This is a genomic window from Ammoniphilus resinae (genome assembly GCF_017873965.1).
Taxonomy (GTDB): Bacteria; Bacillota; Bacilli; order Aneurinibacillales; family RAOX-1; genus Ammoniphilus_A; species Ammoniphilus_A resinae.
In genome coordinates this window covers 310284-322612 of record NZ_JAGGKT010000002.1, presented here as the reverse complement: position 1 = coordinate 322612, position 12329 = coordinate 310284, and the positions used below count along the sequence as shown (strand labels likewise).

At 43.0% G+C, this 12329-nt stretch carries 17 protein-coding genes; 10 read left to right on the top strand and 7 right to left on the bottom strand.

Features of this window, described 5'->3' with window-relative positions:
- Positions 1-25: 25 nt before the first annotated feature.
- On the bottom strand, positions 26-340 hold the full coding sequence (locus J2Z37_RS05615; RefSeq protein ID WP_209809243.1) for a hypothetical protein: 315 nt from the start codon (positions 338-340) through the stop codon (positions 26-28).
- 196 nt (positions 341-536) lie between these two features.
- Here J2Z37_RS05615 and J2Z37_RS05610 point away from each other — a divergent pair, with 196 nt between their 5' ends.
- From J2Z37_RS05610 to hemY, 6 genes are all read left to right on the top strand, one after another.
- Positions 537-707, top strand: coding sequence for a hypothetical protein (locus tag J2Z37_RS05610; protein ID WP_209809242.1), 171 nt, complete (start codon positions 537-539; stop codon positions 705-707).
- A gap of 115 nt (positions 708-822) precedes the next feature.
- Positions 823-1146 carry a hypothetical protein gene (locus J2Z37_RS05605; RefSeq protein ID WP_209809241.1) on the top strand — a complete coding sequence of 108 codons (324 nt, stop codon included), beginning with the start codon at positions 823-825 and terminating at the stop codon, positions 1144-1146.
- Positions 1147-1166: 20 nt separating this feature from the next.
- Positions 1167-1364, top strand: a complete 198-nt coding sequence (locus tag J2Z37_RS05600) for a hypothetical protein (protein ID WP_209809240.1) — start codon at positions 1167-1169, stop codon at positions 1362-1364.
- Positions 1365-1527: 163 nt separating this feature from the next.
- Positions 1528-2574, top strand: a complete 1047-nt coding sequence (gene hemE, locus J2Z37_RS05595; RefSeq protein ID WP_209809239.1) for a uroporphyrinogen decarboxylase — start codon at positions 1528-1530, stop codon at positions 2572-2574.
- Positions 2575-2591: 17 nt separating this feature from the next.
- Positions 2592-3521, top strand: a complete 930-nt coding sequence (gene hemH, locus J2Z37_RS05590; protein ID WP_209809238.1) for a ferrochelatase — start codon at positions 2592-2594, stop codon at positions 3519-3521.
- 19 nt (positions 3522-3540) lie between these two features.
- Positions 3541-4983 (top strand): protoporphyrinogen oxidase, encoded by a 1443-nt coding sequence (hemY, locus tag J2Z37_RS05585; protein WP_209809237.1) that lies wholly within the window; start codon positions 3541-3543, stop codon positions 4981-4983.
- 66 nt (positions 4984-5049) lie between these two features.
- On the opposite strand, the gene J2Z37_RS05580 is transcribed toward hemY, so the two are convergent.
- Both J2Z37_RS05580 and J2Z37_RS05575 read right to left on the bottom strand, forming a co-directional pair.
- Positions 5050-5412 carry a hypothetical protein gene (locus J2Z37_RS05580; protein ID WP_209809236.1) on the bottom strand — a complete coding sequence of 121 codons (363 nt, stop codon included), beginning with the start codon at positions 5410-5412 and terminating at the stop codon, positions 5050-5052.
- Positions 5413-5545: 133 nt separating this feature from the next.
- On the bottom strand, positions 5546-5722 hold the full coding sequence (locus J2Z37_RS05575) for a hypothetical protein (RefSeq protein WP_209809235.1): 177 nt from the start codon (positions 5720-5722) through the stop codon (positions 5546-5548).
- A gap of 236 nt (positions 5723-5958) precedes the next feature.
- Here J2Z37_RS05575 and J2Z37_RS05570 point away from each other — a divergent pair, with 236 nt between their 5' ends.
- Positions 5959-6120: a YycC family protein gene (locus J2Z37_RS05570; protein ID WP_209809234.1), complete on the top strand. Its 162-nt coding sequence runs from the start codon at positions 5959-5961 to the stop codon at positions 6118-6120.
- A 22-nt stretch (positions 6121-6142) separates the two neighbouring features.
- Positions 6143-6784: a nucleoside triphosphate pyrophosphohydrolase family protein gene (locus J2Z37_RS05565; RefSeq protein ID WP_209809233.1), complete on the top strand. Its 642-nt coding sequence runs from the start codon at positions 6143-6145 to the stop codon at positions 6782-6784.
- 45 nt (positions 6785-6829) lie between these two features.
- On the opposite strand, the gene xerS is transcribed toward J2Z37_RS05565, so the two are convergent.
- The gene (gene xerS / locus J2Z37_RS05560; protein ID WP_209809232.1) at positions 6830-7921 is read right to left on the bottom strand and encodes a tyrosine recombinase XerS; all 1092 of its coding nucleotides are present in this window, start codon (positions 7919-7921) and stop codon (positions 6830-6832) included.
- Positions 7922-8035: 114 nt separating this feature from the next.
- A complete protein-coding gene (locus J2Z37_RS05555; RefSeq protein ID WP_209809231.1) occupies positions 8036-8623 on the bottom strand; it encodes a DUF421 domain-containing protein in 588 nt (195 codons plus the stop codon).
- Between the two features lie 318 nt (positions 8624-8941).
- On the opposite strand from J2Z37_RS05555, the gene J2Z37_RS05550 reads away from it, so the two are divergent.
- Both J2Z37_RS05550 and J2Z37_RS05545 read left to right on the top strand, forming a co-directional pair.
- Positions 8942-9214: a CD3324 family protein gene (locus tag J2Z37_RS05550; RefSeq protein WP_209809230.1), complete on the top strand. Its 273-nt coding sequence runs from the start codon at positions 8942-8944 to the stop codon at positions 9212-9214.
- A gap of 142 nt (positions 9215-9356) precedes the next feature.
- Positions 9357-10007, top strand: a complete 651-nt coding sequence (locus J2Z37_RS05545; protein ID WP_209809229.1) for a FusB/FusC family EF-G-binding protein — start codon at positions 9357-9359, stop codon at positions 10005-10007.
- Between the two features lie 92 nt (positions 10008-10099).
- On the opposite strand, the gene J2Z37_RS05540 is transcribed toward J2Z37_RS05545, so the two are convergent.
- Both J2Z37_RS05540 and J2Z37_RS05535 read right to left on the bottom strand, forming a co-directional pair.
- A complete protein-coding gene (locus tag J2Z37_RS05540) occupies positions 10100-11731 on the bottom strand; it encodes a GMC family oxidoreductase (RefSeq protein ID WP_209809228.1) in 1632 nt (543 codons plus the stop codon).
- Entirely contained in the window at positions 11721-12329 is a 609-nt protein-coding gene (locus tag J2Z37_RS05535; RefSeq protein ID WP_209809227.1) for a gluconate 2-dehydrogenase subunit 3 family protein, read from the bottom strand. The genes J2Z37_RS05540 and J2Z37_RS05535 overlap by 11 nt, the downstream gene beginning before the upstream one ends.

Below are 12329 nucleotides of genomic sequence, written 5' to 3'. Positions count from 1 at the left end.
CATACCCTGAGTATGCACCAAGACTTTAGAAATGCCCGCCGGTTTGAAGAAATTTCCCCTCAAGACGAAGGTACAACACGTTTAACTCACTAATTTTCCCTGAAAGCTCATTTAAATCATCCATAATCTCAAAGAAGCGTTCTGGATCAATTTCCAGTGCATCATATTTTTTCATGTATCGTTTATCAAATTCCAGAATTTTCGCTGGGATTTGAGCGGTAATGGACATAGCCTGCTCATTAAAGTGTGCCATTTCTTCAGAGGTCCATTCCTCCATTGGTTCATGGATGACAGGCATATCCATTTCTATTCTCGGGTCATAAACAAAAGAGTATTTCATGGTTTCCCCTCCAATATCCGATTATAACGAAAACCTAAGATCTTTTCTAGGGGGTTATGTTCAATGGGAACATATTTTTAGGTTTATTTTTGGTATATATTTAATAAAATTGGGCAATAATGGGGTCATTACTATTGGGGCGGGAGGAATAATGATGGCCAATTGTCCTCTATATCATGAACATACTAAATTTTTTATGACGCAAATCCATTGTGACGCAACGAGTGAGGATCTCAAACAGGAACCGGAATTGTTGGAACAATTCTGCCAAGGGGACTATAAAAGGTGCGTTCGTTTTCGGACCTATCAAGATTTGAAGATTGAGTATCTTGTTCGGAGAAAATTACAGGCTGATTACGGGGCTTAATTAACCAATCAATAACAATCATAAATTTCTAATGGCCACACATTCTATAAATGCACTCCAAAAACGTTTTCCACAGTGGTTGGAGTAGCCATGAACGGAAGGTGGCTTGTCAGCCTTGAAGATGCCCAAACATCGTACCTGTTTAGGGAAACTGATGCCTTTGGCTATAGTGGGCTGTCTTTCCATAGGAGTTTTGGCAGGTTGTGGAACGGCGAATCGGAATTTTGATGTAAACCAATACAATGGCCGGTATCACTTGAATCAATATAATGGTCATGTAAATGATTTAACACCCAATGATGATTCACTATACCGTTATAACTACTATTACGATTACGATGGAGTGAGCCGGCTGGGCAACAACCTGAATAACAATCAGCTTAGAACTGATTGGATGGACCGGAACAGAGCTGGAACTGGACCAATGTCAGGCAGGTAACGACTGTCCTTAATACTCTTTTGAAGGAGTGGGTGGGTCTAATGAAAGACAATCCAAGCAACCGTGTAGATTCCCTTCAGGAACTAGAAGCAATTGGTACGCATGCCTCGGCTGCCACTAACCTGCATCAGACCCGGACGATCAAACGAACAGCAGTTCAGCCTCCGGTAATAAAAAATCCTGGCCCATACGATACAAGAACAGGAAATTATGAATAACAAATGCAAAACGTGGCGACCATGGGAACATGGTCGTCTCTTTTTCGCAGGTCTTAAATTTACCAAAACTGTCACAGTTAGGTGTGGTAAAGGCTTGTTAAATGATACTAAAAACGGCATAATGGGGAAGGACAAAAATAGACAGAAAAGAGGCTCGTTCGGAATGTCTTTTAATGATACGTTTATTCGAGCATGTTTAAAGCAGGAAATTGAACATGTGCCGGTTTGGTACATGCGACAAGCAGGTCGCTACCAGGCGGAATACAGAGAAATTCGAAAAAAGCATACCTTATTGGAAATTTGTCGGATCCCCGAGTTATGTGCAGAGGTCACCATTCTGCCTGTTCAACAACTTGGTGTGGATGCGGCGATTCTATTTTCAGATATAATGGTTCCGCTAGGGCCGATGGGTGTAAAATATGACATCATTGAAAAGAGAGGTCCTATATTAGAAACCCCTTTTCGGAATGCGGACGATATCGCAAGTCTTCGTAACATTGAACCTGAGGAGGATCTTTCCTATGTTTTGGAAACGATACAGATCCTCGCCAGAGAATTAAAAGTACCATTGATTGGTTTCACAGGTGCTCCATTTACGTTAGCTAGCTATATGGTGGAAGGGGGTCCTTCTCGAAATTATATTCGTACAAAGCAGATGATGTATGGACAACCTGAACTTTGGAACCGGCTGATGGAGAAGCTTGGTTCGATGATTGTCACCTATTTAAAAGCACAGATATCTGCTGGTGCGGGTGCTGTACAAATATTTGATAGCTGGGCAGGAGCATTAGCTCCTGAAGATTATAAACAATATGTATATCCAACGATGAAAAGAATTTTTCAGGAACTAAAAGAGGTACCTGTTCCAAAAATTTATTTTGGAGGCGTCAGTTCTGGGGAACTTCTCCCTTTGTGGAATGATTTGGACGCCGACGTTATGGGTATAGACTGGCGGGTTTCGATCCGTGAAGGACGAAAGCGGATTGGAAATAACCATGCAATTCAAGGTAACCTCGATCCAACGATGTTGCTTGCCCCTTGGTCGAAACTCGAGAGCAAAGCCAAGGAGATTATTGACCAAGGGCTCGAAGCACCTGGCTTTGTCTTTAACCTGGGACATGGGATTTTCCCCGAGGTACCAGGTGATATGTTAAAACGATTGACAGACTATGTTCATGAATACAGCCATTCCGTTTTAAATAAACAATAAGAGAGGAGGATCTTACAATGGCGAAGGAAAAGATCGGGGTATTGGTCATGGCCTATGGAACGCCAGCCAGTTTAGACGATGTAGAAGCCTATTATACACACATTCGTCGGGGTAATCCTCCCACTCCGGAAAGATTGCAGGAATTAGTGGATCGTTATCAAGCCATTGGCGGGTTGTCCCCTTTATTGGAAATTACTAGAGCACAGGTTGACAACTTGGAAAAAAGGCTGAATGAAAAATCTCCCCATGAATTTGTTGCCTATATGGGAATGAAACATGCAGCACCTTTTATAGAAGACGCGATCAAGCGAATGGCAGAAGATGGTATAAAACAGGCGATTGGAATCGTTCTGGCCCCACATTATTCGATGATGAGTGTAGGAACGTATCATAAGACAGCAAAAGAAGCTGCGGAAACTTATGGTATAGAGTTGCTGTCACTAGTCAAAGATTATCATCTTGACCCTGATTTCATACAAGCATTGGTTAACCGTGTGGAAGAGGTTCTACAGAGATTTCCAGGTAAGGCTAAGGAGCAAGTGAAGGTCTTGTTTACTGCACATAGTTTGCCGGAGAAAATTCTCGAAATGAAAGATCCATATCCACAGCAGTTAAGAGAAACTGCGGAGGTTATTGCGCAAAGAGTAGGTTTGAAACACTGGGAAACAGGTTGGCAAAGTGCTGGCCAAACCGCTGTACCATGGCTTGGACCCGATATTTTAGAACGTATGGTATCCTTGCAAAAAGAAGGGGTCAAACAGGTTCTGATTTGTCCAATCGGTTTTGTGAGCGACCATCTTGAAGTTTTGTATGATATCGATATTGAATGCCAGAAGCTGGCGAAGGAATTAGAGATTCATCTGGAAAGAACGGCTTCCTTAAACGCAGATCCGCTTTACATAGAATGCTTGTCAAACGTCATTTTGCAGGAATTGGCGAAGACTTAAATAAAGAAGGATAGATCATATGTCGCTGAACCAGAAATGGATTGTAATAGCTGGTGGTGGAATTACTGGTTTAACTGCTGCATTTTATTTGCAAAAAAAAATCAAAGAAGAAAAGTTGCCATTCCGCTTAATTTTGTTGGAGAAGGGCGAAAGATTAGGCGGGAAAATCGAGACAGATCATGTTGATGGATTTGTGATCGAGAAAGGGCCCGATTCCTTTCTTGCCAGAAAAACGGCGATCATGGATTTAACGCGGGAACTTGGATTGGAATCCGAGCTGGTGGGGACTAATCCTGCAGCTCGTAAAAATTACATCATGCATCATAATAAATTGCATTTAATGCCCCCAGGATTGGTTCTCGGGATTCCTACCAAGTTAGGTCCCTTTGTGAAAACGGGTCTAATTTCTCCGTTGGGGAAATTACGAGCAGCCATGGATTTGGTGATTCCTCCGCGGAAGGAGGAGGGCGATGAATCGCTTGGTGGCTTTTTGCAACGGCGATTGGGGAAAGAAGTTGCGGAAAATATCGCGGAACCTCTTTTATCTGGTATATACGCTGGAGACACACAAAATCTCAGCCTTGAAGCTACTTTTCCTCAATTTAAAGAAATTGAAAGAAAATATCATAGTATCATTAAGGGAATGCTTCTCAGTCGAAAGGCTGGCCCCAGGAAGCCTGTAGCTGAAAAACCATCCACACTTCCGGCGAAGGCTAGAAACAGTATGTTCTTAACCTATCAAAATGGATTGGAGACCTTGGTGGACCGCCTTGTTGAGGTTATGGACGAGGTGGATGTTCGTCTGCATCAGGAAATCCTTGAAGTCGTATGCAAGGGGAAACAATATGAAATCAAGACAGCGGATGGGGTGCTTGCTGCTGATGCAGTAATTGTAGCAACACCTGCATTCGCTGCACGAAAAATGCTAAGCGGGGTAAAAGAAAAAGATCTGCTTTCCCATATCCCCTATGTATCTGTAGCTAACGTAGCATTGGCCTATAAACAAGAGGATATTGAATATCCCCTTGATGCAGGATCCGGGTTTGTCATTCCCCGTAATGAGGGGCGGAAGATTACAGCTTGTACCTGGACTTCTTCCAAGTGGCCGCAAACTACCCCAAAGGATCGGGTTTTACTGCGTTGTTATATTGGACATTCCAAGGAACAGGATCAGGTATATTCTTCAGATGAGGCCCTCGTATCCTATGCTCGAGAAGAAGTAAAAAGAATTATGGGAATTACCGCTGACCCGATTTTTACCCGGGTAAATCGTTGGGAAAAGGCCATGCCGCAATATGAAGTAAATCATCTGCAACGCTTAGAACTACTCCACCAGCAGATGAAAGAAGCGTATCCTGGCGTTTACCTGGCAGGTGCCGGATACAGGGGAGTGGGGATCCCAGATTGCATCCAGCAGGGGAAAGAGGCGGCCCAACAATTATTGGAGTTTTTGCAGGCTTAGCAGATCCAAAGCCTGTCCATTTTTGGGTGCTTAGGCGGAGAATTCCGCCTATTGCCTTTGAACCTACTAGAAAAATCTCCTTCCCAGTGCAATTCCGGTTAAGAAGGCTAAAGGAAGAGCGATTCTTCTGAAGCGGCGACGGGGGTAATAAGGGTAAGGGGGGTAGGGGTAGTAACCACCGTAATAAGGTGACTCAGGATAATAAGAGGGATAACCGTAACCATATCCATAATCATAAAATTGACGTTGATCTTTTTTACTCTTCTCCGGACTTTCCCTCATCCAATCATCACGCGGAACCAATAGATAAACGTGATCGTGATCAACATCATCGATAACCCCGGTGTAGACCCGCCCATCTCTCATTCTCATCGTACACCAATAGTTCTTGTACCTGCGGCAAATGGCATGTGCCTCGTGTTTTTTCACGGCAATCCTCCCTTTCTGGTTTCATCCCTATAGTATTCAGGGGGAGGACAAATGTTTTAGGCATAGGTTAGGAGTTTCGTATTTTGGTTAATTGTCTAGCAAAAAACGCCCTGTTAGAACAAACAGAGCGTTTTTATCTTTCCATAGGTGAGTTCCGGTTTAAATGCGTAGCCATATCAAGACCCAGGTGAATGGATGCATGTGGTTGCCCAATGGGCTGTTCAAGCAAAGAATCATAGACCACAAACTGGCTTTCTTTATAAGGAATCAGAACAAATCGATCCCTTGGATGGTATGTCGATTCTATCATTTGTAAGCCACCTCACACCATTTAAATTAATCAATACTAGTCTGGTCCAAAAAATGGAAAAATATACTCAAAAAGAAGAAGCTAGGCTACCTTCTTAGGCAGTCTAGCTGGATAATGGTAAATGATTAAGATTGGACTTTCAATAAAAAAATAAGCAAATTTACATCCCAGAGGTTTAACATATTAGGGTATAATAAAATAGAATGGAGAAACACGATGATAGGAGGATAAAATTCATGAAACCTTTACAAATTTCTCCGGAGACCGCCATCAAACTATCTGAACAATTGAAGGTTCCGATTGAACAATTGATGCATATGCCACAGCATATTTTGATGAAAAAGATGATGGAGTTAGCCCAAAAAGAACAAGCAGAAAAAGAGAACGAAGAGAAATGATGGATAATGGAGCGTGCATTTGGTGATTCAGATTGCTTTACCCCGTTTAAATGGTTTAGTACCATCAGTAGAATCTACTTTTCGAAAGTTAGTTGAAGAACAGGGAGAGCTTAGTGAAGCGATCCTACTTTGGAGAGAACAGCAGGGTACCCCATTCGCCCGTAACGCGCTGCATGAAGTCGCAGCAGAATTGATTGACGTGGCGCAGACCTGCATCTCTCTTACTTTTGTATTAGAAAGTGCAGTTGCTTTAGATTTGCAAAATTTGCTGGATGATCATCTAGAAAAATTGCGACGAAAAAATTATTTAAATGAAGAGATTCGACGAGAACAAGTCATTTTTCATGTGACGGAAGACGGGTATCGGGTGATGAGTCTACCACGTGTGGTGATTCCAGGCGTTACATTGGACAGTACGGTGCTGAATATTTCCATGGCTGTTGGACGTTTTGCCCAATGGATAGGAAAATTTAGCGGAGCAAGCGGGGAGAAGGTGCAAAATAGCCAGCACGAAATTGACCTTGGTTGTGGATTGAATCTTTTACATATTGCACAATGCTGCTTTACAATGCTATATATCTTGCAGGAAACCTACCTGATGGACACCGATCAATTAGTTGAGAACCATCTTAAGAAATTAAAGCAAAGAGGGTACATTAAATAACCGGAGGTTAGCGGAAAAAATTCCGCTATGACAAATGCCCCAGTTTTAACGATTTAGACGATTTACCGATTCGCGCTTGGCGGTCTGTGATAGATGATTATATACGCCAGTCGTTTCGATACTTTCATGGCCCAATATTTCTGACAAAATTGGCAGGTTCTGATTCCGTTCGAAATGTTCCGTTGCAAAGGAGTGACGCAGCTTATGAACGGAAAGCAAGGGTTTTCCAAATGCCTTGGCATATTTTTTAATAATCTGCTGGACAGCTCTTGTGGTCATTCTATTTGAAACCCCAACAGGGCCAATCGGGTAGGATAGGAAGAGGGCCTTTTCCGATTTGTCTACTTTATATTTTTCTTTACGAACGGCGATATAACTTAACAGGTCCTGCAAAGCGACATTGTCAAACGGAACAGAGTCCTCCTTGTTGCCTTTGCGCATGACCCTTGCCGTGCAAGAGCTCTGATCAATGTCCTCAAGATCCAGTCCGACAATTTCAGATACCCGCATCCCACTGCCAAGGATCAGACTGATCATTGCAACATCACGCTCTTTGTTCTTTTCGTGAAAAGAAACCAATTTTTTATTTTCCGCAACTGCTTTTGGGTAATCAAGAGAAACAAATTGCAGAAATTGATTCATTTCTTCGCCCCGCAAGATTTTTCCTTCAATTTTTTTTGCTTTGGCTGCCGGCGTCATCTTTTCCCCTGTCATTTCAACTTTTGCCATTACATTTCTTCTAAGATAAGGATTAAACTGATCATCTTCGGCAATCTGTGATAAATAATGAAATAGACTTTTTAAAGAGGATAGTTTGCGATTAATAGTTGCGCTTGAAATGCTTTTACTTGAGCCGGATTTCTTCCGGTTGAGCATTAGAAAGCGTTGGAAATTGTCGATATCTTGTAATTTCAGCTTGGCCAGAACCTCTAAGGAAATTTTTTCCCTTGGTCCAGGGTGAAACCCTTCTATGACCAGCCAGTCAAAAAAGATTATGTAATCATGGACGTAATTGAGTAGGGAAGCAGGGGACATTTTTAGTTGCTTATGATGGATAAATTCCATGACGTACCACGGCAGAGAATCCAATTTTGACTCCAAACGCTCCGTGATCTGTTCTCTAAATTCGCGAGCCATGGCCAACCTCCTTCTTCTTCTGTGGTTTTTGTATTTGCTGAATGGGCTTTACTAGTCCCAAACTATATTTTACCAGAAAAGGCGGATTGGAAGAAGGAGGCTGAGACATTTCGCTTAATGAAGTTGCTCGGGAACCTCGTAATCATGTGATCCTTGATTTACTTCGGTAAAAATGTTATCTTTCGCTGTTTCACTAGGTATAATGGCTTGAGGAAAATTGGCTTTAAGAATTTTCTCCAAGTCTCCTCTTGTCACGGGCCTTGCATGTGGCATCAATTCATAACCGAGCTCTCCATTATCTTCAATCGTTCCTGATTTGACATCCTCAATACGTGATATTCCGGCCATCCGTAGACGTTTTTCCAAATCATCAACAGACATACGCAGGGCTTTTAGGTTGCTGACAACCAGATTTCCATTGATGATTACTGGGATGGCTTTTCCCTTGATCAATCCTTCTGCTCGGTTAGAGCGCAAAGATATCCATTCGGCAAGGGCAAGAAAACCGATAAACGTGGCCGATGCCAATATGGTTTTCGCTAATCCTTTGCCTGCCACTTCTGATCCTAAAATGGTCCCTAGCCCCAGCAATACGGCAAGCTGGGCGGTGGTCATTTGGGAAACCGATTTTCGTCCACCCAAGCGAACTAGGATTGTGCCAACGAAAGCAAGTAATAGCGCTTGCCAAAAAATAGTCCACATTTAGTACACTCTCCTTTGCATAACTTTAAGTTATTTTTTCCGTGACGAGTGGGAATTATCACTAAGATTGATGAAACGAGGAGATTTCTGTTATATAATATTGTAATCAGTTGAGAACGAATGGAGGTGGTCAATATGGCAAACCAGATAAACATGCCAGAGACTGCAGCGACTCATGCAAAGCCTAGTATTGGAGGCGATCCTTTGCATGGGGTGAAACAATAATCTTTAAAATCGCCCAATCAAGCAGATCTTATTTCTGATATGATGGCTTTGCACCTTATTTTCTTTTAATTAAAAAATAAGGGGCTGGCTGAAATGAAATATGTGAAAGCAACTGCAATCCTGCCTGAGAAATTGATACTTGAAATTCAAAAGTATGTGCAGGGAGAAACGATCTATATTCCCAAACCGGAATCCTCTCACGAAAAATGGGGCACACGTTCTGGTGGGAGAAAGTCAATTGATGAGAGAAATCATGCAATAAAATTGGCCTTTCAAGATGGCTGCTCGATTCCTGAATTGGCTGATGAGTATTTTCTATCGGTGGAGACAATCAAAAAAATTGTGTATACGAAAATCAAAGCATAAGGGATGGTGCACTGGTGATCTTGGGATAAGATTGTCAGTGCATTTTGCGTTGATATGGCGAATTTGTTTCTTAGTTATTTTCTGCATTTTAAAAAGGTGGCTTTTATCCTAAAATAAAAGCGAGCGGTTAGGAGGGAAAGCTATGTTAGAACCATTTATTATGAATCATCAATATAATATGATTAAAAAACAAGCAGGAATCCTGCAGCATACCATCAAGACTGTCGGCGATCCCCAAGTGGTCGAAGCGGTTCGAGGCAGCGCGGAATCGAAAGTAATGGAAATGTTCTCGGATGCAACTGAAAAGCAAATGAAAATACTCGAGAGATTCTCTTCTTTGAAACTAGCAGAGGACTTTCAGCAGTATCTCGCTTCTTTAGCCCCTTATCTTATTGAATTTCCACAGTTGACGGAAAAACAGATTAGAAAGCAGTTTTCCAAAAATAAAAAGCTTAAGGTACCTGATTTAACGACGATTGATTACCATTCGCTAACCTATTACAGCTGGCTTGATATCTCTATGAATAAATTATTTATAGTATATCCTTATCATGGTGAGATTGTTGGTATCGAAGGCAAGCTTACTCCTGCAAATAAGAAGGATGTATGTTGTCTCTGTAACGGGTTTGGGGAGGTTGCCCTTGTTTCTGCTGTTAGCAAAGCCCGGATAGGGAATTCTCCGGATTACTATAAAGCCGTCGGGAATTATATGTGTTTAAGTAGTGAGGAATGTAATAAGAGAATAACGAGTGTTGCTAACTTAGAACGGTTTATTGAGAAGATCATTGGGTGATTTCTAAAATAACCGGAGTAAGCAGCTTGGTTTGATAGACGGAGAATTTCCGGAGCTTGACCGAAAATTCTTCGTCTAATTTAGCTCGTTCTCTATAATATCTGCTGTTTCAGCTGGTCAATAATATAGTCAGCACTCCTAGCGGCTAAAGCCATCACCGTGTTCGTTGGATTTCCGCCTCCCGATGTGACAAAAACACTCGCACTGCAAATAAATAGATTGGGAATATCATGGGTTTGCCCAAAGCTGTTTGTGACTGACGTGTTTGGGTCATTGCCCATGCGGCATCCCCCCATCATATGTGCGGTATCATCGGTAACAAATTCCGGATTGCCTCCTGCGGCCTCTATAATTTCTTTCATCTTGCCTACGGCATGTGTAATCAACTGATTGTCATTGTCTCCGTAAGAGAAGGAAACATGGGCCCGGGCCATGCCATATTCGTCTTTTTCCTCTGAAAGAATCACCCGATTGAGCGGATTAGGAAGTACTTCGCCGACGAGTGTAACCCTTCCATAGAAATTGTAATCGAGCATCGCTTTTCGCAAGCTCTGTCCCCATAAAGTAGCTGCCTTGGAAATCCCCTTGGCCATCTCGACGGGCCGTGATCCATGGGCATGCAACGTGTATCCCCTAGCAAATCCTCTGTCTGGGTCTGTTTCATAAAAGTCCTGTGTTGTTGCCAATACAGGAGTGCCTTTGTATAAGCGAATTTCCTCCGGAAACTTTCCATAAACATCGTTACTGCTGTGGACCATGATTGATTTTCCGACCCACCCGCTGGAATTCGCCAACCCGTTTGGAAAAGCTGCATTCGCCGAGTTAAGCAATAAGCGCGGGGTTTCTATCACAAAATTAGCTAAAATAACAACCCGTGCTTTCTGTTCATAAGCCTGCCCATCGTGGATAAAGGTTACGCCTGTTACTCGTCCTTCTTTATTGGCCGAAATTTGCGTGACCATGCTATCGGTTATGACTTCCGCACCCTCTTGAATGGCCTTTGGAATATGGAAGACCAGGGTGCTAAACTTTGCATTTGGCATACATCCCTGATTACAAAATCCCCGGTTTATACATGGGGGACGACCGTCAAAGGGTGCCGAATTAATCGCTAGGGGTGCGACGACACTGCGGATTCCAAGCTTTTCACAGCCGATACGAAAAATTTCTGCATTGGCGCTAAGCGGTTCGCGTTCCGGATATGGGTAGGGACCGTGAAAGGATCCCCACGGAAAATGCTTGGGCCCGGAGACGGCTATTTCTTTTTCGATTTTGTCGTAGTAGGGTTCAAGATCGTGATAGGTAAGAGGCCAGTCCTCTCCAACCCCATCTTCGGTTTTGGTGCGGAAATCACTTTCATGAAAACGCAGGAATACCCCTGTAAAGTGGGTTGTCCCTCCGCCAATCCCTCTTCCGGAATTGTTGTGGCCAAGCTGCAACGGTTGCCCCCCGCTGACGATCCGTGTGTCTTGCCAACCGAGATGGGTCATCGCCAATTCATCACTGGCAAAATCTGTTTGTGGATTCCAATAGGGCCCGGCTTCAATCACAACGACCTTCAGCCCAGATTTGCTCAACTCATAGGCGAGAACCCCTCCAGCTGCACCAGCCCCAACGATGCATACATCTGCATCATCTTTATATTTCCGCTGATTCAGGTCACTATAGCGATGGTCCTGGTAGTGGTCAATATGATGTGTGACAGGATCGTTGCTATTCGACATTTCTTCTCGCCTCCCATGGATCAGTTAATCCCAACTCCGAGCGAACATAACCGCGAGGATAAGCCGGCCCGGCGTACCCGATTTCCGACCAGATCGTGGGATGAGAATAATAAGCGGCCACGGAGACACTTAAAATTTTATCTGCAAAATCCTTTGCAGGTACACTTTGCGCGTTGGAAGGCACAGATAAATTCCCTTGCATGAGTTCGCCCACAACCTGTATTTTAAGATTTTCGTCAATCGTATGGAAAGCTCCACCATAACGTTCATTGCAGACTTGATTAAGCAAGGTCAGCCCACCGCGAATCAGGACAGATTGTTCAGGGACACCAATTTTCCGTTGTGATTCACCGATACTGGCCTTTAAGGTGGAGTCAAAATGGTGAACAACAAAGGCAATAACCGGTTTTCGCTGATCATCTAACAATACCGAACACAGGTGGAATAAGGTTTCGATTTCTTGTTCTGTTAAGAACTGAGGTGGGAAAAACGTTTGGGTTTCTAAACGTTTATCAACAATCTCTCGAGTATGGGGATCCCAATGTTCTTCCGCATTCAGCACATTAAAGTCGGGATAATGTAATTTATGCTCTGACAT